The organism is Agromyces sp. NPDC058110, from assembly GCF_042884735.1.
In the GTDB taxonomy this organism is placed as follows: domain Bacteria; phylum Actinomycetota; class Actinomycetes; order Actinomycetales; family Microbacteriaceae; genus Agromyces.
In genome coordinates this window covers 616235-639200 of the sequence record NZ_JBHVTI010000001.1, presented here as the reverse complement: position 1 = coordinate 639200, position 22966 = coordinate 616235, and the positions used below count along the sequence as shown (strand labels likewise).

The following is a 22966-nucleotide window of genomic DNA, read 5'->3' as shown; positions in this document are numbered from 1 at the left end:
GCTCCTTCGCGGAAATCTGCGCGGCTCGTGGCCGCGGGCAACGCGAACCAGCCTAGCCCTCGAGCCCGTCGTCGACACGGTGTGTTCGCCCGCAGCCGAGTACCGAGCGCCGAGCGCCGGGCGAGCGGATGCCGCGCCTCGCCCGCGCACGCCGCGGACCGTCGTCACCGCTGCACGATAGAGAACACCCCGCTCACGAACGTCGGCAGCGAGGCGAGCACGCCGAGACCGAGGAGCACGCGCCCGACGAGCACCCCTGCTCGTGACGCCCGCAGGTCGAGGAACCACGGCAGCACCCTCGGCGCCACGAAGGCGGCCAGCGCGCCGACCGCCAGGGCGACCCCGACGGGCAGCAGCACGATCGCCGCGAGGAGCGGCGAGAGCGGCCCGACCCACCGGCGCCGCGAGACGAGCGGCAGGCTCCGGCTCAGCCGACCGGCGACGGCCGCGAGGAATGCGCCGTGCAGCACCGCCAGAGTCGCGAAGGCGAGCACCGAGAGCCATCCGGGTCCGACGATGTCGAAGTCGACGTTGGCGGCCCTGAGCGGGTCGACGAACGGAGCGACGCAGACCAGCAGCACGAGGCCGAATGCGGCGCCGCCGAATCTGCCGCGCGGCAGCCACGGTTCGACGAGCAGGTAGAGGGCGGCCGAGGCGAACGCGAAGGGCAGTGCGCCGAAGACCAGGTAGGCGAGCGTGCCCTCCGGCGTGATCTCGCCGACGATCGCCTCGGCCTCGGTGCTGCGACCGGTCGCGCCGGGCGAGGTCGCGGCGAGCATGCGCATCACGAGGCGTCCGCCGGCGCCGGTCACGAGCAAGCCCGACAGCGTGCCGAGCACCGTGAGGACGGTCGCCCACCAGGCATACACCCGCAGCCCGGCCAGGTGGCGGGCCGACGGGCGCACGGCACCGGACGCCGCATCGGACTCCGCCTCGGATACCGCCTCGGATGCCGCGTCCGCACGTCGTGCGAGGGCCGCGGGTCGCTGCGGGGCGACGAACCGCTCGCCCGACCAGCGCACCGCGAGCACGATGCCTGTTGCGAGCAGTGCCCCGCACGCGAACATGAGCAGCACGGGCACCCACCTTCCTCGTGGATGCTCGGAGCCTAGCGCCGGGGGGCCGCCTGCCGCCCTCCCCAGCGATGGGGGTGCGTCACCAGCCCGAGGCCGCGTAGTCCTTGAGGAACACGCCCGTCACGTCTTCGCCGGCCTCGCCGCGCACGATGGGGTCGTACACCCGTGCCGCACCGTCGACGAGGTCGAGGGGCGCGTGGAACCCCTCTTCGGCGAGGCGCACCTTGGTGGGGTGCGGGCGCTCGTCGGTGATCCAGCCGGTGTCGACGCTCGTCATGAGGATCCCGTCGGCGAGCATCTCCTTCGCGCTCGTGCGGGTGAGCATGTTCACGGCCGCCTTGGCCATGTTCGTGTGCGGATGCCCCGGCCCCTTGTAGCCGCGGCTGAAGACGCCCTCCATGGCCGAGACGTTGACGATGTAGGTGCGTCGCGCCGACGATGCGGCGAGCGAGGCGCGCAGCCGGCTCACGAGGATGAACGGCGCCGTCGTGTTGCAGAGCTGCACCTCGAGCATCTCGAGGGGGTCGACCTCCTGCACGACCGCGCTCCAGCTGTTCTCGTGGTGCAGGTCGGGCACGAGCCCGCCCGCGTCGATGGCGGTGCGGTCGGCGAGCCTCGCGAGGGAGCTCGACCCGGGCGCGAGCGCGAGGGCGGTCAGGTCGTCGGCCGTCATGGTGCCGGCGAACAGCCCCGACGAGAGCACGGGGTGGCTCGAGACGGAGTCGGCGAGCGCGAGCGGGTGCGCGTCGTTGGTGTGGCCGAAGGTCACGAGCTCCGGCATCGGGCCGTCGGGCAGGGGCGAGGACTCGGCCTCGACGAGCGGCGAGTACGAGCCGGGGGAGCGTCGCACGGTCTGCGCCGCGTTGTTGATGAGGATGTCGAGCGGACCCTGCGCCGCGACGTCGTCGGCGAGGGCGATGACCTGGGCCGGGTCGCGCAGGTCGATGCCGACGATGCGCAGGCGGTGCAGCCAGTCGGAGGCGTCGGGCATCGCGGCGAAGCGTCGGGCGGCGTCGCGCGGGAACCGGGTCGTGATGGTGGTGTGCGCGCCGTCGCGCAGCAGCCGAAGGGCGATGTACATGCCGATCTTCGCCCGGCCGCCTGTGAGCAGCGCGCGCTTGCCGGTGAGGTCGGTGCGGGCGTCGCGCTTGGCGTGGCTCATGGCCGCGCACGTGGGGCAGAGCTGGTGGTAGAACGCGTCGACGAGCGTGTACCGCTGCTTGCAGATGTAGCAGGGGCGGGCCACGAGCAGCTCGCCCGCCGTGCGCGCCGCGGTGCCGCTCACGAGGTCGGCACCGCGGGCCTCGTCGTCGATGCGCGTCGGCGCGCCGGTCGCCGTCGCGGCGATGACGGCCTTGTCGGCCTCCTGGATCGCCTGGCGCTTGCGTGCGCGCCGTGCGAACTTGACGGCCTTGAACATCTTCGCCGTGGCGTGGCGCACGGTGTCGACGTCGGGGTCGTCCTCGTCGAGCTCGCTGAGCGCGGCGAGCACGCGCAGCGTCGTCTCGAGGTCGCGCGGGTCGATCGTGGGCGCGCTGGCGGGTTCGGGGGCGTCGGAGGGCATCCGTGGATTCTACGACGGCGCGACCGACGGCCGGCTGGGAGCCGTGCCGACCCCGAGGGGTAGCGTGACGACATGAGCACGAGCACCGACGCCACGGCCTCGACGGCCGACCGGTACCGCTCCTTCGCGGAGGTCGAGGCCAGGGGCATGTCCGCCGTCTACGAAGCGTGGGCCGAGGGCGTGGCGACGGATGCCGCGGCGCAGGCCCTCATCGACGAGCTTCCGCCGCCGAAGCGGCAGCCCAACCTGGTGTTCTCGGCCGCGCGCCTGCTCGGTGCGGAGGCCGGAACGTACCCGGAGTTCGCGGCGTGGCTCGCCGCCAACTGGAGCGCGGTGCGCGAGGTGGCGCTCACGCACGCGACGCAGACGAACGAGGCCGGCCGCTGCGCGCTGCACCTGCCGGTGCTGGGCGGCATCGAGGGGCCGATCGCGCTGCTGGAGGTCGGTGCGTCGGCCGGGCTCTGCCTCTACCCCGACCGCTACGGCTACCGGTACACCGGAACCGCGCACCCGGGCCACATGCTGCTCGAACCCGCCGACGGCGCGAGCCTCGTGCTGCTCGAGTGCGCCGTCAGGGGCCCGGACCCCGCGCCGGTGCCGAGCCGCATGCCCGACATCGTCTGGCGCGCGGGCATCGACCTCAACCCCCTCGACGTCCGATCGGAGTCGGACGTCGCATGGCTCGACGCCCTCGTCTGGCCCGAGCACGACGACCGGCGAGCGCGCCTGCGCGCGGCCGCGCGCATCGCGGCCGCGGACCCGCCCCACCTCGTCGCGGGCGACCTCAACGAACGGCTCGCCGCGCTCGCCGCAGAAGCCCCTCCGCACGCCACGCTCGTCGTCTTCCACACCGCCGTGCTCATGTACCTCGACGACGACGGGCGAAGGCGCTTCGCCCGTCAGGTGCGCGAACTGCCCGGGCACTGGCTCTCGGTCGAGGGGAGGCGGGTCGTCGACGGCATCCGGGTGCGCGACGACGTGCCCAACGAGTCCAGCGACCTCGTGCTCGCGCTCGACGGCGTGCAGCTCGCGTGGGCGCAGCCGCACGGGCGGGCCGTCACATGGGTGCCGGATCCCTAGAATCGACGCATGCGCATCCACATCGCGACCGACCACGCCGGCCTCGAATTCAGCCGTACCCTCGTCGACCACCTGACCAACGCCGGTCACGAGGTGCGCGACCACGGACCCACCGAGTACGACGCCCTCGACGACTACCCGGCCTTCTGCATCAACGCCGCGCTCGCCGTGGCCGCCGACCAGGCCTCGGGCGTGCACGCGCTCGGCGTCGTGTTCGGCGGCTCCGGCAACGGCGAGCAGATCGCCGCGAACAAGGTCGTCGGCATCCGGGCGGCCCTGGTGTGGAGCATGGACACCGCGATCCTCGCGCGCCAGCACAACGACGCGAACGTCATCTCGATCGGCGCGCGCCAGCACACCGTCGAGGAGGCGATCCGCTACATCGACGCGTTCATCGCCGAGCCGTTCTCGGGCGACGAGCGGCACGTGCGCCGCATCGCCCAGTTGGCGGAGTACGAGACCACCGGCGACATCGCAGGCAAGGGCGTCGACAAGCCCGCCGCGACCGAGGCGTAGGCGGCGGCGTGCCCGAGGGGCATTCCGTCCATCGCATCACCCGGCAGTTCGAGCGCAACTTCGTCGGGCACGTCGTGCGCGCCTCGAGCCCGCAGGGCCGGTTCGCGCAGGGCGCGGCCGACCTCGACGGGCGACGCGCGACCGACGCCCGCGCGGTCGGCAAGCAGATGTTCCTCGGGTTCGAGGGCGACCGCTGGCTTCGCGTGCACCTCGGCATGTACGGGGCGTGGGACTTCGCGGGCGACATCCTGATGGACGCCACGATCGCGTCGGCGAACGGCCGCATGGGGCAGACGAACCAGCGCGGCACGTTCCTCGACTCGGCCAACCCCGACGCGGTCGTGCTCGACTCCGCGGGCGAGAACTCGATCACCTCGATCGGGGCTCCCCGCAAGACCCGGCTGCGCATGTCGGAGTCCGAGAAGGAGGGCGCGACCCTCGACACGTTCCCGCCCGAGCCGATCGGCCAGGTGCGGGTGCGGCTGCTGACCGAGACGGTGTGCGCCGACCTGCGCGGGCCGACGGCGTGCGAGGTGCTCGATCCCGCCCAGGTCGAGGCGATCGTCGCCAAGCTCGGGCCCGATCCGCTGCTCGACCCGGGCCCGGCGGCCGAGGAGCGGTTCACGACGGTGGTGCGCAGGAAGCCGACCCCGATCGGGCTGCTCCTCATGGACCAGAACGTCGTTGCCGGCATCGGCAACGTGTATCGCGCCGAACTGCTCTTCCGTGCGCGACTGAACCCGCACACCCCGGGGCGGCTCGTGCCCGAGGAAGTCGTCCGCGACCTCTGGCGCGACTGGGCGAAGCTGCTCGCGATCGGCGTCGAGACCGGTCAGATGATGACCATGGACGACCTCGACCCCGAGGCCTACCGCGCGGCGATGGCCAGCCGCGACGACCGGCACTGGGTCTACAAGCGCGAGGGGCAGCCCTGCCGCGTCTGCGGCACGAACATCGTGCTCGAGGAGATGGGCGCCAGAAAGCTGTACTGGTGTCCGCGGTGCCAGGCATGACGGCCGGTCCAACGGCGGATGCCGCAGGGCCGCTGGTGCTCGTCGGCGCGCGGCTGCCCGGGCGCGAGGGGCTCGTCGACCTGCACGTCGCGCACGGCAGGGTCGCATCGATCCGGCCGACCCGAACCTCCGGCGGCACCGGCGAGGAGTCCGGGCCCGCCGCGCGGTCGGTCGACCTCGACGGGCGGTTCGTGGTGCCCGGCCTGCACGATCGGCACGTGCACGCCTCGCAGTGGGCGATGGTCTCGCGCCGACTCGACCTGGCCGCCGCCGCCTCGGCGGCCGAGGTCGCGGCGCTCGTCGCGGCATCCGTCGACGCCGGGTCGACCGAGGTCGTCGGCTTCGGCTACCGCGACGGGCTGTGGCCCGACGCGCCGTCGCTCGAGCGGCTCGACGCCGTCTCGGGCCAGGTGCCCGTGGTGCTCGTCGCCGCCGACCTGCACGCGTGCTGGGTGAACTCCTCGGCCGCCAGGCGTCACGGCGTGACGGTCGCCGCGGGGGAGTCCGGAGTGCTGCGCGAAGACGCGTGCTTCGCCCTCGTACGCGAGCTCGACGACATCGCCGACGACGTGCTCGACGCGTGGGTCGGCGAGGCGGCCGATCGGGCGGCTTCGCGCGGCGTCGTCGGCATCACCGACTACGAGATGCGGTGGAACCGCGACGACTGGGCCAGGCGGGCCGCCCGGGGCATCCGCTCGCTCCGGGTCTCGTTCGGCGTGTACACGCAGCACCTCGACCGGGCGATCGCCGAGGGGCTCCGCACGGGCGACCCGGTCGACGGCGCGCGCGGGCTCGTGACGGTCGGCGGCTACAAGGTCATCACCGACGGGTCGCTGAACACGCGCACCGCGTGGTGCTTCGACCCGTACCCGGGCCTCGAGGCGCACGCGCACCCCTACGGCCTGTCGACCGTGCCCTACGACGAACTCGTGCCCCTCATGCGCCGCGCGGTCGACGCCGGGCTCAGGCCGGCCGTGCACGCCATCGGAGATCGTGCGAACGCCCGCGTGCTCGACGCGTTCGAGGCGGTCGGGTGCAGCGGCTCGATCGAACACGCGCAACTGCTCCGTCATGACGACGTCGCCCGTTTCGCCGCGCTCGGGGTCGTCGCGAGCGTGCAGCCCGAGCACGCCATGGACGACCGCGACGTCGCCGAGCGGTACTGGGCGGGCCGAACCGACCGCGCGTTCATGCTCGCCGAGCTCGCGGCCGCGGGCGTCGAGCTCGCGCTCGGCTCCGACGCCCCGGTCGCCCCGCTCGACCCGTGGGTCGCGATCGCCGCGGCCGTGGGCCGCACCCGCGACGGCCGCGAGCCGTGGCATCCCGAACAGGCGATCGAGGCGAGGGTCGCGCTCGCGGCGTCGACGAACGGCGCCGGGGCCGAGGTGCGCGAGAGCGGTGCCGCAGACCTCGCGGTGCTCGAACTCGACCCGTACGCCGCCCACGCCGAGGAGCTCCGCGCCATGCCCGTCGCCGCCACGCTGCTCGGCGGCCGGTTCACCCATTCGACGATCGGATAGTCGCGCTCCGGGGGAAAACCCCCGGAGCGTTCGGGGCGCCCGCCGGCTGGGTCGGGCCCGCAGGCATCGCGAGGCTTGGACCATGCCCCAGAGCCTCCTCCGCAGACCGCGCGCCGCGATCGGCAGCGGCATCGCCGCCCTCGCCGCCGGCGCCCTCGTGGCCGTCTCGTTCGCCGGGTGCGGCATCGTCGCCCCCGCACAGGTCGACACGACCGGTGAGGTCGGGTTCGACACGCCGCTCGCGATCCCGCCGGTCGCCGAGTCCCACGTCGATGCCGACGGCACGCGGGTGTTCGCGCTCGACGCCCGGGCGGGCACCACTGAGTTCGCGCCCGGCGTGCCGAGCGAGACCTGGGGCTACGACGGCGCCCACCTCGGCCCGACCCTCGTCGCCGATCGCGGCGAGCGCGTGCGGGTCGACATCACGAACTCGCTCGACGAGGCGACGACCGTGCACTGGCACGGCATGCACCTCCCTGCGGCGATGGACGGCGGCCCGCACCAGGCGATCGAGCCGGGTGGGTCGTTCTCACCCGAGTGGGCGATCGACCAGCCCGCCGCGACCCTCTGGTACCACCCGCACCCGCACGGGGAGACCGAGGCGCAGGTGGCGATGGGGCTCGCGGGAATGTTCCTGCTGCACGACGACGCGGAACGAGCGCTGGGCCTGCCGTCGGAGTACGGGGTCGACGACGTGCCGGTCATCGTGCAGGACACCGGATTCTCGGCCGACGGCGTGCGCGAGGACCCGCAGCGCGGCTACGCCGGCGGCCTCGGCGACGAGCTCCTCGTCAACGGCACCAGGGGCCCGTACCTCGAGGTGTCCGACGAGCTCGTGCGGCTCCGCCTGCTCAACGCGTCGACCGCGCGAACCTACGCCTTCACGTGGAGCGACGCCCGCCCGATCGAGCTCATCGCGACCGACGGCGGGCTGCTCGAGGCATCCGTCGCCCTCGACCACGTGCGGCTCTCGCCCGGCGAGCGCGCCGACGTGCTGCTGCGCGTGACGCCGGGGGACCGCGTCGTGCTGCAGTCGCGCATGACGGCCGGGATCGCGGGCCTCGAGCCGGTCGTCGCCTCGATGAACGGAGGCACTGACGCGTTCGACGTGCTCGAGGTGCGCGCCGACGACGAACTCGCGCCCGCGGCATCCGTTTCCCCGGGATCCGGCGGGATGGCGCTCGCGAGCATCGAGGACTTCGACCCGGCCGAGGTCGCGACCACCCGCACCTTCGGCCTGGGCGACAGCTTCGAGATCAACGGCGAAGCCATGGACATGGGGCGCATCGACGAGACGGTGACGGTCGACACCCTCGAGCGCTGGATCGTCGAGAACTCGAACGCCGTACCGCACAGCTTCCACGTGCACGACGTGCAGTTCCGCATCGCCTCGATCGACGGCGAGGCGCCCCCGCCAGAGCTGGCGGGCTGGAAGGACACGATCTTCGCCGAGCCCGAGACGACCTACGAGCTGCTCATGCGGTTCGACGACTACGCCGACCCGGGCACGCCGTACATGTACCACTGCCACCTGCTGTGGCACGAGGACCAGGGCATGATGGGGCAGTTCGCCGTCGTCGAGCCCGGTCAGCGTGCGACGATGAGCGAAGGAACCCACCATGAGCACTGACACCATGCCAGCCGATCGCGCCGCCGCGGGCGAGGTCGAGACGACGGATGCCGCGCCGCGCCGTCGCGGCTACTGGCGCCTCTGGGCCGGCGTGCCGCGCGAGCTGGGGTTCCTCATCCTCACGATGCCGATCGCGATCCTGGCGCTCGTCGTCGTCTCGACCCTGTTCTTCACGGGCATCGGCACCATCGCGCTCGTCTTCGGCATCTTCCTCGTCGTCGCCGCGCTCGGCACGGCGCGAGGGTTCGGGGTGCTCGAGCTCGTCCGGCTCCGCTGGGCCGGCCGGCCCGAGATCACCCAGCCCGTCTGGGGCCGCAACAATCCCGAGGGCGGCTTCTGGCGGGCGCTCTTCACCCCGTTCGTCGACGGCCACTACTGGCTGTACCTGCTGCACACGCTGGTCATCAACCCGATCGTCAGCGTCGTCACGTGGAGCCTCACGATCGCGTGGCTGTCGACCGCGCTGGCCGGCACGACGAGCTGGATCTGGCGCGGGTTCATCCCCGACTACGAGACCGACCTCTGGGTGCACGACGTCGTGCTCGACTGGCTGTTCCCCGGCAACGCGTTCACGATCGACCCCGTCGTCGGCGAGACGGTCTTCGAGATCATCGTCGGCCTCCTCTTCCTCGCGACGCTGCCGTACGTGTTCCGCGGCCTCACCCTGCTCCACGACGTCATCGCCCGCGGAACCCTCGGCGCCTGGCGCAGCGAGGTGCTCCAGGCGGAGGTCTCGCGGCTGTCCGCCTCCCGCGGTGCCGCCGTGCAGGCCGAGGACGCGTCGCTGCGCCGCCTCGAGCGCGACATCCACGACGGCCCGCAGCAGCGGCTCGTGCGCCTGCAGATGGACCTCGCGAGCATCGAGCGAGCCATGGAGCGCGACCCCGAGCGCGCACGCGGCATGCTCGGCGAAGCACGCGAGCAGGCGCGCGAGACGCTCGACGAACTGCGCGCGCTCTCGCGGGGCTTCGCACCGCCCATCCTGCAGGACCGTGGCCTCGCGGTCGCCCTCGAGTCGCTCGCCGCGCGGAGCGCGATCCCGGTCACGGTCGAGATCGAGCTGCCGACGGATGCCGCGCTGCCCGCCTCGATCGAACGCAACGTGTACTTCGTGGCGGCCGAGCTGCTGACGAACGCGGTGAAGCACGCCGAGGCGAGCGGCATCCGCCTGCGCGTGGGCCTGCGCGACACGGGCGCCACCGGGCGCTGGATCGACCTCTGGGTCACCGACAACGGCCGCGGCGGCGCATCCCCGGTGGCCGGGCACGGACTCGCCGGCCTCGAGGAGCGCGTGCGCGGGCTCGACGGGGTGCTGGTCGTCGACAGCCCGATCGGCGGGCCGACCTCGATCGGCGCGCACATCCCGTACGTGGAGCTCGCGGCATCCGATCGGAGCTGACCTGGTCGGGCGTTCGCGACCACCGACGGATGCGGCCCTCGCTAGTGTGAGGGCATGACCGACCAGGCGGCCAGCCCCCTTCGCATCGTGCTCGCCGAGGACTCCGTGCTGCTGCGCGAGGGACTCGTGCGGCTGTTCGGCGAGGCCGGGTTCGAGACGGTCGCCGCGTACGGCGACGCCGACGCCCTGCTGGCCGAGCTCGACGCGACCTCGCCCGACGTCGCGGTGCTCGACGTGCGCATGCCGCCCACGTTCCGCGACGAGGGCGTGCGCGCCGCGATCGAGATCCGACGGCGGATGCCGCGGGCGGGCGTGCTGCTGCTCAGCCAGTACGTCGAGGGCACCTACGCCAACGAGCTGCTCTCGTCGGGCGACGGCGGCATGGGCTACCTGCTGAAGGACCGCGTCGCCTCGCTCGACGAGCTGCAGGACGCGGTCGAGCGCGTCAGCCAGGGCGGCACGGTGCTCGACCCGCAGGTCGTGCGCGAGCTGCTCGCCCGCCGCGGCGACCCGCTCGCCTCGCTCACGCCGCGCGAGCGCGAGGTGATGGCGCTCATGGCCGAGGGGCGCACGAACTCCGGCATCGCCAAGCAGCTGTTCATCGGCGTGGGCGCGGTCGAGAAGAACGTGACGTCGATCTTCCAGAAGCTCGCGCTCGAGGACTCGGGTACCGACCACCGCCGGGTGCTCGCGGTGCTCGCCTGGCTGCAGCGCTGACCGGTCCTCGCACGCTCGCGGCCGGGCCGGTCAGGCCTCGGGGGAGCGCCTGAGCGGCACGTGCACGCGCATGACCTCGGTGTACCCGCGGTACCCCCAGAGCATCCACAGCACGAACGCGGCCACCGCCACGACGGCGCCGCTCGCGAGCGACCACCCGGGCGAGGAGGTCGCCGCGAACACGAGCGAACCGACGAGGAGCCCGCCGAGCGCGGTGTTCACGACCAGCATCACCATCATCGAGCTGCCGAACACCTGCGTGCGGTCCCGCGGGGCGAAGGGGTAGTACGTGCGGTCGATCCCGGGGCCGTCGTCGGTGGTGCCCATCAGGAAGTACGGCTCGATGCCCGGGTCGAGGTCGAGGTAGGCGCCGCGGAGGCGGTTCATGGCGAGCACGTAGGCGAGGTCCTCGGTCGCGGTGTTGAACACGCGCACCTGCGTGATGACGCCGAGCAGCGTCAGCAGCACGATGACGCCGATCGCCGCGAGGCCGAACCACCCGCGGAACCCCGTCGCGTTGCCCAGCACGCCGAGCGTCACGAGGCCGGCCGAGACGAGCGTCAGGAAGATGGCGATGCGCGTCAGCACCTCGCTCTGGGTCGTGCTGCGGGAGGCGAGCAGGCTCCAGTGCTCGGTCGCGAGCATCTGCGCGCGCAACGACTTCTGCGCGTCGGTCAGGCCAGTCGCCCCGCGGAGGCGGTCGTCGGATGCCGCGGCGGAGCGATCGTCGTCACCCTCTCCGGGCGACGGAACGGGCCCGGGTGCGTCGGCCGCCATAGCGGCATTCTGCACCCGGGCCCGTGAACCCGCCAGCGTCGCGCGTTACGCGACCGCGACGTGGGAGGAGAGGAACCAGCGGTCCTTGTCGAGGCCGCGGCGGATCTCGATCACGACGTCCTGGCTGGCCGGGTCGAGCTCGGCCAGACCCTCGATCGCGTCGTTCACGCGCTGCGTCACGACGTCGATCTGCGCGACGACGTCGGCGATGGTCTCCTCGTAGCCGAGGAAGCCGAGGGCCGGGTTCGCGCCCGTGCTCTTCTCGGCGACGGTCGCGAGGCGTCCGTCGATCGGCAGGCCGAGGGCCACGACGCGCTCGGCGGCCGTGTCCGACCACTCCTGCGCGTGGGCCACCACGTCGTCGAGCAGCTCGTGCACGGCGATGAAGTTCGCTCCGCGCACGTGCCAGTGGGCCTGCTTGCCGTTCACGGCGAGCGCGATGAGCTCGTGCACGACTGGCGTGAGGAACTGCGAGGCTCCGGCGGCGACGTCGGCCGTGGATCCCGTCTGCGGTGCGGTCTGGATGTCGGTCATCTGGTCCACCTTCCCTGAAGCGTCTGATCGTCTGTCTGGTACAACGCTACGCGGGATCCCAGGTATTTCAAGGAAGGGAAGGCTGGGCTGATCTGGCCTTCCTGTTCGCTGAGAGCGGATGTCGCGGTCGCTGGAGCCGATCCGCGAGGGTCAGAGCGCCTTCGCGAGATACACGAGTTCGACGCCCTCGCGCAGGCGCTCGCGCCGGATCTCGGCGAACCCCTCGCGCACGTACAGCCGGAGGTTCGCCTCGCTCAGGTGACCCGTGAACAGCTCGGCGCTCGATGTGCCGGAGCGCGCCATGGCCTCGCGGAGCAGGAGCGTGCCGAGCCCGCGGCCCTGCTGGTCGGGCGCGACGGTCAGCCGGCCGATGTGCACCCGGTCGCCCGCGATGGTCCACCGGACCGCGGCCACGATGCGGTGACCGATCCCGGCCACCAGGCCGTCGCCGCCGGACAGCTCGATCCGCAGCTCGTCGAGGGTCTGCGTGAGCGCGGGCAGGAACGGGTCGCCGTAGATCTGCGCCTCGCTCGCGTACGCCGCCCGCTGGAGCGTCAGCACCTCGCCGGCGTCGTCGAGCCCGATGGGCCGGAGCAGGATGTCGGTCATGCCCGAAGTCTGCCAGCCGGAGACGACGAACGCCCCGCCGGCACAGGGCCGGACGGGGCGTGATGAGAGGGGATGACGGGAATCGAACCCGCGTGATCAGTTTGGAAGACTGAGGCTCTACCATTGAGCTACATCCCCGTGACCCGCTTGCGGGCACTTGGAACATGCTAGTACATCCCGGGCGGCCCGCCGTGCATCGCACGCGCAGGATCGCGGCCCGCGCGTGCAGTAGACTTTCGGGGGTCCACCCGTGCTCGTGCCCGCTTCGGCGTGCCTCGGGGCGTGTGGCCAGACGAGTTGAGTCAGCGACTCGGGGCGTAGCTCAGCTTGGCTAGAGCGCCCGCTTTGGGAGCGGGAGGTCGCAGGTTCGAATCCTGTCGCCCCGACGGGTCGTGAGACTCGACACGAACTTCCACCAAACAGGAGATCTTCACATGCCGACCACTTCGGTTGAGAAGCTGAGCCCCACTCGCGCCAAGCTCACCATCTCGGTGACGCCCGAGGAGCTGAAGCCCAGCATCGCCCACGCGTACGAGCACATCGCCGAGCAGGTCAACGTGCCCGGCTTCCGCAAGGGCAAGGTGCCGCCGCCCATCATCGACCAGCGCGTCGGCAAGGGCGCCGTGCTCGAGCACGCCGTCAACGAGGGCCTCGACGGCTTCTACCGTGCGGCCGTCACCGAGCACGAGCTGCGCCCCCTGGGCCGCCCCGAGGCCGACATCGTCGAGTGGCCGAGCGACAAGGACTTCTCGGGCGACCTCCTCCTCGCCATCGAGGTCGACGTGCGCCCCGAGATCGAGTTGCCCGCCTACGACGGCCTCGAGATCACGGTCGACTCGGTCGAGGTCGGCGACGACGAGGTCACCGAAGAGCTCGAGCGCCTGCGCACCCGGTTCGGCACGCTCGCGACCGTCGACCGCCCGGCCGCGAAGGGCGACTTCGTGACGCTCGACCTGGTCGCCACCATCGAGGGCGTCGAGGTCGACACCGCCAGCGGCATCTCCTACGAGCTCGGCTCGGGCGAGCTGCTCGAGGGCATCGACGAGGCGCTCGACTCGCTCACCGCGGGCGAGACCACCACGTTCGCCTCGAAGCTGCTCGGCGGCGAGCACGAGGGCCAGACCGCCGAGATCACCGTCACGGTCGGCGCCGTCAAGGAGCGCGAGCTCCCCGCGGCCGACGACGACTTCGCGCAGATCGCCAGCGAGTTCGACACGCTCGACGAGCTCACCGCGAGCCTCTCGGAGCAGGTCGCCCGCAACAAGTCGTTCGGCCAGGGCACGCAGGCCCGCGACCTCCTCGTCGACAAGCTCCTCGAGCTCGTCGAGGTCCCGGTCGCCGACGCGGTCATCGAAGACGAGGTGCACCGTCACCTCGAGGGCGAGAACCGCCTCGAAGACGACGAGCACCGCGCCGAGGTCACCGAGGCGAGCACCAAGGCCTTCAAGACCCAGATCGTGCTCGACGCCATCGCCGAGGCCGAGCAGGTCAAGGTCAGCCAGGAGGAGCTCTCGCAGTACCTCGTGCAGGGCGCCGCGCAGTACGGCATGGACCCCAACGAGTTCGTGCAGATCCTGAGCCAGCAGGGCCAGATCCCCGCCATGGTCGGCGAGGTCGCCCGCAACAAGGCGCTCGCGATCGCGCTCGGCAAGGCCAACGTGACGGATGCCGCAGGCAAGGCCGTCGACCTCTCGGAGTTCACGGCCGTGGCCGGCGACGACGAGGCCGCCGACGAGGCGCCCGCCGCAGAGGAGGCTCCCGCCCCCAAGAAGCGCGCGGCCAAGAAGAAGGCCGACGACGCCGAGGCCGAGGTCGCCGACGAGGCGCCTGCCGAGGAGAAGAAGCCGGCTCGTAAGCGCGCGCCGAAGAAGGCCGACGCGGAGTAATCCGCTCGATCGATCAGCACCGCAGGGCCGGGCGTCTCAGACGCCCGGCCCTGCGTCGTCTCCGAGGAGGACGCATGGACGACTGGCAGCAGCGCATCGACGCCGTCTGGAACGACGCATCGGGCACGATGGTCGGCGACGAGGTGATCGCGCGCATCGACGAGATCGCGGCCGAACGCGGCGACGACGATGCGCGGGCCGTCTTCGAACGCGCGGGAGCCCGCGACTCGGCCGGTCGCCCCGACGAGGCGGTGCCGCTCTACGAGCGGGCGCTCGCGCTCGGGCTCGACGACGAGCATCGCCCGCAGGCGGTCATCCAGATGGCGAGCAGCATCCGCAACCTCGGCGACGATGCGCGGGCGCTCGACCTGCTCGAGGCGGAGCTTCGCGACCATGCCGACGCCCCCTACCGCGACGAGGTCGCGGCGTTCCTCGCGCTCGCGCTGGTCAGCTCCGACGACGCCAGGCGCGCGGCATCCGTCGCCCTGCTCGCGCTCGCCCCGCACCTGCGGCGGTACACCCGGTCGGTGTCGAACTACGCCCGCGCGCTCCTCGACTGAGCGCGCCCCGAACGGCTGCCGCTCCGCTGTGGGCGAACCCGGTGCGACGCGGCATCCGCCGAGGGCGAACAGCCGCGATCCTGCGTGTTGCACCGGATAGATTCGACACAACGCGACAACGCAGAAGGAGCGACACATGGCCGAAGCGACACCCGGCACCGGAGTTTTCGATCGACTGCTGAAGGACCGCATCATCTGGCTCGGTTCCGAGGTCCGTGACGAGAACGCCAACGAGATCGCGGCGAAGCTGCTGCTGCTGGCGGCCGAAGACCCCAAGAAGGACATCTACCTCTACGTGAACTCGCCCGGCGGGTCGATCACGGCGGGCATGGCGATCTACGACACCATGCAGTTCGTGCCGAACGACATCGTCACCGTCGGCATCGGCATGGCCGCCTCGATGGGCCAGCTGCTCCTCACGGCCGGCACCAAGGGCAAGCGGTACATCACGCCCAACGCACGCGTGCTCCTGCACCAGCCGCACGGCGGCTTCGGCGGTACCGCGAGCGACATCCAGACGCAGGCCCAGCTCATCGTCTCGATGAAGAACCGCCTCGCCGAGATCACCGCGGCCCAGACGGGCAAGTCCGTCGAGCAGATCAACGCCGACGGCGACCGCGACCGCTGGTTCACCGCGCAGGAGGCCCTCGAGTACGGCTTCGTCGACCACATCCGCGAGTCGGCGCTCGACGTCGCCGGCGGCGGCGGAACCCAGGCGTAGGCATCCGAGAGAAGAGAGAACGAATGAACATCCCCGCTTTCGGTGGCACCGCCTTCAACGGCATCCAGGCCCCCGGCTCGCGCTACATCCTGCCGAGCTTCGAGGAGCGCACGGCATACGGGTACAAGCGCCAGGACCCCTACGCCAAGCTGTTCGAGGACCGCATCATCTTCCTCGGCGTGCAGGTCGACGACGCGTCGGCCGACGACATCATGGCCCAGCTGCTGGTGCTCGAGTCGATGGACCCCGACCGCGACATCATCATGTACATCAACTCGCCCGGCGGCTCGTTCACGGCTATGACGGCCATTTACGACACGATGCAGTACATCCGGCCCGAGATCATGACGGTCGTGCTCGGTCAGGCCGCCTCGGCGGCCGCGGTGCTCGCCGCCGCCGGCACGCCTGGCAAGCGCCTCGCACTGCCGAACGCCCGCGTGCTCATCCACCAGCCCGCCATGGGCGAGGCCGGGCACGGCCAGGCGTCCGACATCGAGATCCAGGCGAACGAGATCCTGCGCATGCGCACGTGGCTCGAGAGCACGCTGTCGCGTCACTCGAACCGCACGCCCGAGCAGGTCAACGCCGACATCGACCGCGACAAGATCCTGTCGGCGGCCGAGGCCCTCGAGTACGGCCTCATCGACCAGGTGCTGACCTCGCGCAAGTCGGTTCCCGCGATCACGCGCTGATCCGGGCGCGCGACAACGCATTGCACGACGGATGCCCCGGCGGTTCGCCGGGGCATCCGTCATGTCCGCGCCGCGACCGTCGGTGAAACCGGCGAGCACGTTCGCCCGGCGCGAAACGCACGCAAGCGGATTCCGGGCGCGTCTGGCCGTGGCGCGCCCATCTCGGGCTAGGCTCGGAGCAGACTCGTCGACAGGGAGGGTTCGATGGCACGCATCGGGGAGAGCGCCGATCTGCTCAAGTGCTCGTTCTGCGGAAAGAGCCAGAAGCAGGTCCAGCAGCTCATCGCCGGACCCGGCGTCTACATCTGCGACGAGTGCGTCGAACTCTGCAACGAGATCATCGAGGAGCGCCTCGCCGAATCGGGCGAGACCGAGGCCGGCGAGTTCGAGCTGCCGAAGCCGAAGGAGATCTTCGCCTTCCTCGAGGAGTACGTCATCGGGCAGGAGTCCGCGAAGAAGGCGCTGGCCGTCGCGGTCTACAACCACTACAAGCGCGTGCGCGCCAAGGCGACGCTCACCACGGCCGACCGGGCGCACGACGACGTCGAGATCGCCAAGTCGAACATCCTGCTCATCGGTCCCACGGGCTGCGGCAAGACCTACCTGGCGCAGACCCTCGCGAAGCAGCTGAACGTGCCGTTCGCCGTGGCCGACGCGACCGCGCTCACCGAGGCCGGCTACGTCGGCGAAGACGTCGAGAACATCCTCCTGAAGCTGATCCAGGCTGCCGACTACGACGTCAAGCGCGCCGAGACCGGCATCATCTACATCGACGAGGTCGACAAGATCGCGCGCAAGGCCGAGAACCCGTCGATCACCCGCGACGTGTCCGGCGAGGGCGTGCAGCAGGCGCTGCTCAAGATCCTCGAGGGCACGGTCGCCTCCGTGCCCCCGCAGGGCGGTCGCAAGCATCCGCACCAGGAGTTCATCCAGATCGACACGACGAACGTGCTGTTCATCGTCGCCGGCGCGTTCTCCGGACTCGAGAGCATCATCTCGTCGCGAGCGGGCAAGCGGGGCATCGGCTTCGGCGCCCCCCTGCACAACAAAGAGAGCGACGCGCAGCTCTTCAGCGAGGTGCTCCCCGAAGACCTGCACAAGTTCGGGCTCATCCCCGAGTTCATCGGCCGGCTCCCGGTCGTCGCCACGGTCACCCCGCTCGATCGCGAGGCGCTCATGGAGATCCTCACCGAGCCGAAGAACGCCCTGGTCAAGCAGTACCAGCGCATGTTCGAGATCGACGGCGTGCAGCTCGACTTCGAAGAGGCCGCGCTCGAGGCGATCGCCGATCTCGCCGTGCTCCGTCAGACCGGTGCCCGCGGCCTCCGCGCGATCATGGAGGAGGTGCTCGGGCCGATCATGTTCGAGGTGCCCTCGTCGACCGGCGTCGCGCGTGTGGTCGTGACGAAGGCCGCCGTGCTCGACAACGCCGCGCCGACCATCGTGCCGCACAAGCCGCGTCGCGCCGAGAAGTCCGCCTAAGCCGGCACGACCATCTTCCACACGGTCGTCGCGGGGATCATCGCCGCCATCACGGGGTTCGCGAGTTCGTTCGCGCTCGTCATCGCGGGCTTCGCCGCGGTCGGCGCGACCGACGCGCAGGCCGCATCCGGCCTCTTCGCCCTGTGCATCGCCACGGGCCTGCTCTGCGTCGCGCTGCCCATCGCCCTCCGGATGCCGGTCTCCTTCGCCTGGTCGACACCCGGAGCGGCCCTGCTCGTGTCGGCCTCGGCCACCACGCAGCAGTTCGGAGCGGCGATCGGCGCGTTCCTCGTGTGCGGCTCGCTCATCGTCGTCGCCGGACTCTGGCCGGCCTTCGGGCGCGCGATCACGTCGATCCCGAAGCCGCTCGCGAGCGCGATGCTCGCCGGCATCCTGTTCCCGATCTGCCTCGCGCCCGTCACGGCGACCGTTGAGCAGCCCGCCATCGCGGTTCCCATGGTGCTGGTCTGGCTGCTCCTCGCACGATTGGCCCCGAGGTGGGCGGTGCCGGCGGCCATGGGCGTCGCGGTCGTGGGCATCGCCGTCATCGCCGGGCCGGCGGTGCTCGCCGCGCCCACCGTGACGCCGTCGCTCGAGTTCGTGCCGCCCGTCCTCGACCCGGCGGTCATCGTGAGCCTCGGGCTGCCGCTGTTCGTGGTGACCATGGCCGGCCAGAACGTGCCAGGGTTCGCCGTGATGTCGACCTTCGGCTACGACGTGCCGCCGCGGCCCGTGCTCGTGGGCTCCGGAGCGGCCGGCATGGGTGCCGCGCTGTTCGGCGGACATGCCATCAACCTCGCGGCCATCACGGCCGCCATCATGGCCGGACCGGAGGCGAACCCCGATCCGGCGAGGCGATGGGTCGCGACGGTCTCGGCCGGCGTCTCCTACCTCGTGCTGGGTGCCGCGGCCGGGTTGGCGGCGGCGATCGTGCAGGCGTCACCGCCCATCATCATCACCGCCGTCGCCGGGCTCGCGCTGCTCGGGGCCCTCGTCGCCGCGGTCACGGCCGCGCTCGAGTCCGTCGACTCCCGCATCGCCGCGATCGGCACGTTCCTCGTGACGGCGTCGGGCATCGCCGTGGCCGGAATCGGCTCCGCCTTCTGGGGCCTGCTCGTCGGGGGACTGCTGCTGGTCTGGCTGCGACCGCGCCGACGCGTCGCCTGAGGCGCCCGCAGCGCCGCTCAGCCGAGGATCAAGACCGATCGACTGAGGAGTCGGTGGAGCGGACGGGCTCAGGCGAGGTCGTCGTCGGTACGTGCGCCGAAGACGATCTCGTCCCAGCTCGGCATCGACGCCCGCCCCTTCTTGGCGCCGCGCGGCGTGCCGGAGGAGCCGTTGTTCGTGGCGCCGGTCGTCGCCTTGGTGCCCCAGATGGAGCGGGAGGGGCTGGCGGGCCGCTCTTCGGGGGTCTCGTCGTCGGCCGACTGCGACGGGGGAGCGGGCGTCGTCTCGACGGGCAGCGGGAGTTCGGGCTGCTCCGCCTCGGTCGTGGCGGCCTCGCGCTCGCCCCGGCGACGGCGGAGCGCCTCGAGCAGGTCGGCCGTCTCCCCGAGCGCCTGCGTGGGCTCGTCGGCGCGCTTGATCGCCGCGCGCGAGGCGGCCGGGCTCGAGACGGCCGGAGTCGTGCGCGAGTACGGGAGCGGTTCGAGATGGGGTGCGGTGTCGAGCGCGGTGTCGACCGGCTCCTCGAACGTGAAGGCGCCGCTGTCGAAGCGGGAGTCCTCGGTGTCGGGGCCGACGGCTCGCAGGCGCGGCATGAGCCCGCCCTTCAGCTCGCCCTGCTGGGAGAGCGTCGTGGCCTCGGAGTTGAGCGGATGCAGCGACTGCTTGCGCGGCTCGAACCCCCACCGTGCGTCGTGGTCGATGCTGTCGGCCGTGAACTCGAGCTTGACGATCCAGCCGCGCTCCTCGTCCTTCCAGCTGGCCCAGCGTTCGCCGAGCGCACCCAGCTTGGCGAGGCGGTCGCGGATCGCGAGTCCGAACGTCACCGGTTCGTCGGAGTCCTGCTCGATGACCGCGTGCACGGGAACGGCCAGCGCGCTCGTGACCATGTGCTCGCGCTCGGCGACCACGGGGCCCTCGAAGCGGCGCACGTAGTCGACGGATGCCCCGGTGACCTGTGCGACGTCCTCGGCGGAGAGGCCGGAGCGGATGAGCGCCTGCACCTCGCGCGGGGAGGGCTTCGGTCCCGTGTGGATCTCGGGCTGCGCCTGGCGGATCCGGGACTGCAGCACGTCGTCGATCTCGATCCGGAAACGCGCTCCATCGTCGGATGCGGCGACCAGGGCGCCGTTCTCGACTCCGATTACTTTCAGTTCCTGCATCTCGACAAGCCCTTCCGTGCTTCAGTCTCCGCACAAGGATGCCATGTCGCAGGTGCCCGTTCTGGGAATACGCCGGGCGCGCCGGAAGTTGAACGGGGCAAATGGTAGACCAGTCCGAAAGGTTTGCCAATGATGACGTTTTGATGCAGACTATGGCCGCCGAATCTTCGGCGCTGACGGAAATGGATGGGAATGGCAACGGATTACGACGCACCACGGAAGACCGAAGACGACTCCGAGTCGATCGAGGCCCTCAAGGAGCGCGTGCCTGACAAGATGTCCGGAGTGGTCGACGTCGAGGACGCCGACAACCCCGGTGGTTTCGACCTGCCCGGTGCCGACCTCTCAGACGTCGAGCTCGACGTCGTCGTGCTGCCGCCGCAGGCTGACGAGTTCACGTGCGTGAACTGCTTCCTGGTGAAGCACCGTTCGCAGATCGACCACGAGTCCAAGCTCGGACCGATCTGCCTGGAGTGCGCCGCCTAGTCTGCGCTCTCCCCGTGCTCTGGCCGTCGCGATCCGTTGATCGCGGCGGCCAATTCGTTCGCCCGGCGGCTCGAGACGAGCCAGTACGGCACCGGGTCCGCCGCGTCTTCGATCGGAACGCGGACGAGCGTCTTCACCCACCCCCGCGTCACGAGGTATGCCCGGGCGTCCAGACCCGTGCCCATCTCGACGCGCGCCCGAACCTCGTCGGCGGCGACGGCCTCGCCGGTCTGGCCGAGCTCGATCTCGGCGCGCCCCGCGCGGAGCATCCCGTCCGCGACCTCGACCACCGGCGACGTGACCGACAGCACCCCGATGCATGCGCCGTACAGCACGATGCCGGTGACGATCCCCGCGGGCATCGATACGGGTGCGAGCACCAGGATGCTCGCGGGCACGAGCAGCAGGGTGGCGATGTAGATCCACGGGGTGGGCCAGAGGCGTTCGCGATACACGGGCATGGCTCTATTCGATCAGACTTCTGCACTACCCTCGAACGGTGACCGATTCCGTCGAGGTGCTCATCACCGCAGACCGTGTGCCCGCCTACGCCCATGCCGGCGACGCGGGGGCCGACCTCCACGCCGCCGAGGCGCTCGTGCTCCAGCCGGGCCAACGTGCGACCGTGGGCACCGGCGTCGCGATCGCCCTGCCCGACGGCCACGTCGGCTTCGTCGTGCCGCGATCCGGGCTGGCCTTCAAGCACGGGATCACCATCGTGAACGCGCCCGGCACGGTCGACGCCGGGTACCGCGGCGAGATCAAGGTCGCACTGTTGAACACCGATGCGAGCGAGCCGCACACGATCGAGGTCGGCGACCGCATCGCCCAGCTCGTCGTCATGCCGGTGAGCCGCGCGAGGTTCATCGAAGTCGAGCAGCTCCCCGGGAGCCAGCGAGGCGAGGGGGGATTCGGCTCCACCGGATTCGGTGAGCACAAGTCAGGAGTGAACGCGTGAGCGATATCGAGAACGTCGACGAGGTCCCCGTCGACCACCCCAAGTCCGCACCCGACGACCGAGCTTCGGCCGGCCCGTTCGACGAGTCCGAGGCGAACCCCGTCCGCCCCTATGTCGATCTCGGCGGCCTGAAGGTCCTTCCCCGCGAGGGCCTGCACGTGCGCCTCGAGGTCGAGGAGGGCACCAAGCGCGTCGTCGCGATCGGCCTCGACTACGCCAACTCGACACTGCAGGTGCAGCCCTTCGCGGCGCCGCGCAACAGCGGGCTCTGGCACGAGATCCGCGAGCAGATCGCCGACCAGATCGCGCGCCAGGGCGGCACCACCACGGTGCGCGAGGGCGCGTTCGGCCCCGAGGTGCTCGCCCAGATCCCCGTCGCCGCAGCCGAGGGCCAGACCGGCCACCAGCGCCTGGCCCGGTTCATCGGCGTCGACGGCCCGCGGTGGTTCCTCCGCGGCGTCATCGCGGGCGAGGCGGCGGTCGACCCGACCGCCGCGGCGAAGGTCGAAGACCTCTTCCGCTCGATCGTGGTCGTGCGCGGCTCCACGCCGATGCCGCCGCGCGACTTGATCCCGCTCCGCATGCCGAGCACCTCGGCCGGCGCGCCCACCGCGTAGCGATGGCCGAACCCGACGCACGCAGGCCCGCCGACGAGGAGCGATCGGATGCCGCTGCCGACGTGTCGACCTCGGCCGAGTTCGCGCGGCAGATGGCCGCGGCTGCCGAGCGCAGCGGCCTCGGGGCGCTCGCGCGCGACGAGAAGCTCAGCGGCGGCGACCTGCTGAAGGCGGTCGGCGGCGTCAGGGGACTCCTCGAGGCGCTGCTGCCCGGACTCGTGTTCCTCGTGACCTACGCGGTGCTCACGAGCCTCTCCGGCTGGGCCACGCAGGATGCGCTGGTGCCGGCCCTCGCGGCATCCGTCGGTCTCGCGGTCGTGTTCACGGTCGTGCGCATCGCGACCAAGGGCCAGCCCACGCAGGCGATCGCCGGCCTGATCGGCGTGCTCGCGTCGGCGGCGCTCTCGCTCTGGACGGGCGACGCCCGCGACAACTACGTGCTGGGCTTCTTCACGAACGCGGCGTACGCGCTCGCCCTGCTCGTCTCGCTGCTCGTGCGCTGGCCGGCCATCGGCATCATCGTCGGGTTCCTCATGGGCGACGGCACTGCCTGGCGCCAGGACCGCCGCAAGATGCGCGCCGCCCAGTTCCTCACGGTCGTCTGGATCGGCCTGTTCGCCGCTCGGCTGCTCGTGCAGGTTCCGTTCTACTTCGTCGAGAACGTCGCGGCGCTCGGCCTCTCGCGACTGCTCATGGGCGTGCCCCTCTACGCGCTCGTGCTCGTGTTCACGTGGCTCGTGGTTCGAGCCGTCTACCCGTCCTCCGCCCGCGCCTCCGAGTGATACAGTTATCTCGACGTCGA

At 71.4% G+C, this 22966-nt stretch carries 24 protein-coding genes and 2 tRNA genes; 18 read left to right on the top strand and 8 right to left on the bottom strand.

The window, feature by feature from the left end:
• Positions 1–164 precede the first annotated feature (164 nt).
• The gene (locus ACFVS8_RS03110; RefSeq protein WP_387057453.1) at positions 165–1082 is read right to left on the bottom strand and encodes a hypothetical protein; all 918 of its coding nucleotides are present in this window, start codon (positions 1080–1082) and stop codon (positions 165–167) included.
• Between the two features lie 73 nt (positions 1083–1155).
• The gene (locus ACFVS8_RS03105; RefSeq protein WP_387057451.1) at positions 1156–2640 is read right to left on the bottom strand and encodes an SDR family NAD(P)-dependent oxidoreductase; all 1485 of its coding nucleotides are present in this window, start codon (positions 2638–2640) and stop codon (positions 1156–1158) included.
• Between the two features lie 72 nt (positions 2641–2712).
• Between ACFVS8_RS03105 and ACFVS8_RS03100 the strand changes: the two genes are divergently transcribed.
• The 7 genes from ACFVS8_RS03100 to ACFVS8_RS03070 all read left to right on the top strand — a co-directional run bounded on the left by ACFVS8_RS03100 (position 2713) and on the right by ACFVS8_RS03070 (position 10515).
• On the top strand, positions 2713–3720 hold the full coding sequence (locus ACFVS8_RS03100; protein ID WP_387057449.1) for a DUF2332 domain-containing protein: 1008 nt from the start codon (positions 2713–2715) through the stop codon (positions 3718–3720).
• Between the two features lie 9 nt (positions 3721–3729).
• Complete coding sequence (locus tag ACFVS8_RS03095; protein WP_387057447.1) at positions 3730–4236, top strand: ribose-5-phosphate isomerase; 507 nt, start codon at positions 3730–3732, stop codon at positions 4234–4236.
• Between the two features lie 8 nt (positions 4237–4244).
• Positions 4245–5249 carry an Fpg/Nei family DNA glycosylase gene (locus ACFVS8_RS03090; RefSeq protein WP_387057445.1) on the top strand — a complete coding sequence of 335 codons (1005 nt, stop codon included), beginning with the start codon at positions 4245–4247 and terminating at the stop codon, positions 5247–5249.
• Positions 5246–6769, top strand: coding sequence for an amidohydrolase family protein (locus tag ACFVS8_RS03085; protein ID WP_387057443.1), 1524 nt, complete (start codon positions 5246–5248; stop codon positions 6767–6769). The genes ACFVS8_RS03090 and ACFVS8_RS03085 overlap by 4 nt, the downstream gene beginning before the upstream one ends.
• Before the next feature lie 82 nt (positions 6770–6851).
• Positions 6852–8399: a multicopper oxidase family protein gene (locus ACFVS8_RS03080; RefSeq protein WP_387057441.1), complete on the top strand. Its 1548-nt coding sequence runs from the start codon at positions 6852–6854 to the stop codon at positions 8397–8399.
• Positions 8389–9798, top strand: coding sequence for a sensor histidine kinase (locus ACFVS8_RS03075; protein ID WP_387057439.1), 1410 nt, complete (start codon positions 8389–8391; stop codon positions 9796–9798). Before ACFVS8_RS03080 ends, ACFVS8_RS03075 begins: the two co-directional genes overlap by 11 nt.
• Before the next feature lie 54 nt (positions 9799–9852).
• Positions 9853–10515 carry a response regulator gene (locus tag ACFVS8_RS03070; RefSeq protein WP_387057437.1) on the top strand — a complete coding sequence of 221 codons (663 nt, stop codon included), beginning with the start codon at positions 9853–9855 and terminating at the stop codon, positions 10513–10515.
• A 30-nt stretch (positions 10516–10545) separates the two neighbouring features.
• Here ACFVS8_RS03070 and ACFVS8_RS03065 read toward each other — a convergent pair whose 3' ends face one another.
• From ACFVS8_RS03065 to ACFVS8_RS03050, 4 genes are all read right to left on the bottom strand, one after another.
• Positions 10546–11292, bottom strand: a complete 747-nt coding sequence (locus ACFVS8_RS03065) for a hypothetical protein (protein WP_387057435.1) — start codon at positions 11290–11292, stop codon at positions 10546–10548.
• 45 nt (positions 11293–11337) lie between these two features.
• Entirely contained in the window at positions 11338–11826 is a 489-nt protein-coding gene (locus tag ACFVS8_RS03060; RefSeq protein ID WP_387057433.1) for a Dps family protein, read from the bottom strand.
• Positions 11827–11976: 150 nt separating this feature from the next.
• Positions 11977–12435, bottom strand: a complete 459-nt coding sequence (locus ACFVS8_RS03055; RefSeq protein WP_387057431.1) for a GNAT family N-acetyltransferase — start codon at positions 12433–12435, stop codon at positions 11977–11979.
• A 67-nt stretch (positions 12436–12502) separates the two neighbouring features.
• Positions 12503–12573 (bottom strand) — tRNA-Gly (locus ACFVS8_RS03050).
• Between the two features lie 173 nt (positions 12574–12746).
• Between ACFVS8_RS03050 and ACFVS8_RS03045 the strand changes: the two genes are divergently transcribed.
• The 7 genes from ACFVS8_RS03045 (at position 12747) to ACFVS8_RS03015 (ending at position 18943) form a co-directional block, all read left to right on the top strand.
• Positions 12747–12821 (top strand) — tRNA-Pro (locus ACFVS8_RS03045).
• Between the two features lie 48 nt (positions 12822–12869).
• Complete coding sequence (tig, locus tag ACFVS8_RS03040) at positions 12870–14321, top strand: trigger factor (RefSeq protein ID WP_387057429.1); 1452 nt, start codon at positions 12870–12872, stop codon at positions 14319–14321.
• A gap of 74 nt (positions 14322–14395) precedes the next feature.
• Positions 14396–14881: a tetratricopeptide repeat protein gene (locus ACFVS8_RS03035; protein ID WP_387057427.1), complete on the top strand. Its 486-nt coding sequence runs from the start codon at positions 14396–14398 to the stop codon at positions 14879–14881.
• 100 nt (positions 14882–14981) lie between these two features.
• The gene (locus tag ACFVS8_RS03030) at positions 14982–15602 is read left to right on the top strand and encodes an ATP-dependent Clp protease proteolytic subunit (RefSeq protein ID WP_255368772.1); all 621 of its coding nucleotides are present in this window, start codon (positions 14982–14984) and stop codon (positions 15600–15602) included.
• Positions 15603–15625: 23 nt separating this feature from the next.
• Positions 15626–16294 (top strand): ATP-dependent Clp protease proteolytic subunit, encoded by a 669-nt coding sequence (locus ACFVS8_RS03025; RefSeq protein WP_387057425.1) that lies wholly within the window; start codon positions 15626–15628, stop codon positions 16292–16294.
• 204 nt (positions 16295–16498) lie between these two features.
• Positions 16499–17776: an ATP-dependent Clp protease ATP-binding subunit ClpX gene (gene clpX / locus ACFVS8_RS03020; protein WP_387057423.1), complete on the top strand. Its 1278-nt coding sequence runs from the start codon at positions 16499–16501 to the stop codon at positions 17774–17776.
• A 12-nt stretch (positions 17777–17788) separates the two neighbouring features.
• On the top strand, positions 17789–18943 hold the full coding sequence (locus ACFVS8_RS03015; RefSeq protein WP_387058163.1) for a benzoate/H(+) symporter BenE family transporter: 1155 nt from the start codon (positions 17789–17791) through the stop codon (positions 18941–18943).
• A gap of 68 nt (positions 18944–19011) precedes the next feature.
• On the opposite strand, the gene sepH is transcribed toward ACFVS8_RS03015, so the two are convergent.
• The gene (gene sepH, locus ACFVS8_RS03010; protein WP_387057421.1) at positions 19012–20103 is read right to left on the bottom strand and encodes a septation protein SepH; all 1092 of its coding nucleotides are present in this window, start codon (positions 20101–20103) and stop codon (positions 19012–19014) included.
• A 192-nt stretch (positions 20104–20295) separates the two neighbouring features.
• Here sepH and ACFVS8_RS03005 point away from each other — a divergent pair, with 192 nt between their 5' ends.
• Positions 20296–20589 (top strand): DUF4193 domain-containing protein, encoded by a 294-nt coding sequence (locus tag ACFVS8_RS03005; RefSeq protein ID WP_092965404.1) that lies wholly within the window; start codon positions 20296–20298, stop codon positions 20587–20589.
• Here the strand turns inward: ACFVS8_RS03005 and ACFVS8_RS03000 are convergent.
• Complete coding sequence (locus ACFVS8_RS03000; protein ID WP_387057418.1) at positions 20586–21050, bottom strand: DUF3093 domain-containing protein; 465 nt, start codon at positions 21048–21050, stop codon at positions 20586–20588. The two genes, ACFVS8_RS03005 and ACFVS8_RS03000, sit on opposite strands and share 4 nt — an antisense overlap.
• A 38-nt stretch (positions 21051–21088) precedes the next feature.
• Between ACFVS8_RS03000 and dut the strand changes: the two genes are divergently transcribed.
• From dut to ACFVS8_RS02985, 3 genes are read left to right on the top strand one after another with little or no spacing between them, the layout of a single operon-like run.
• Positions 21089–21547, top strand: coding sequence for a dUTP diphosphatase (gene dut, locus ACFVS8_RS02995; RefSeq protein WP_387057416.1), 459 nt, complete (start codon positions 21089–21091; stop codon positions 21545–21547).
• Complete coding sequence (locus ACFVS8_RS02990) at positions 21544–22164, top strand: DUF3710 domain-containing protein (protein WP_387057414.1); 621 nt, start codon at positions 21544–21546, stop codon at positions 22162–22164. Before dut ends, ACFVS8_RS02990 begins: the two co-directional genes overlap by 4 nt.
• A 2-nt stretch (positions 22165–22166) precedes the next feature.
• Positions 22167–22946, top strand: coding sequence for a DUF3159 domain-containing protein (locus ACFVS8_RS02985; RefSeq protein WP_387057412.1), 780 nt, complete (start codon positions 22167–22169; stop codon positions 22944–22946).
• Positions 22947–22966: the final 20 nt, after the last annotated feature.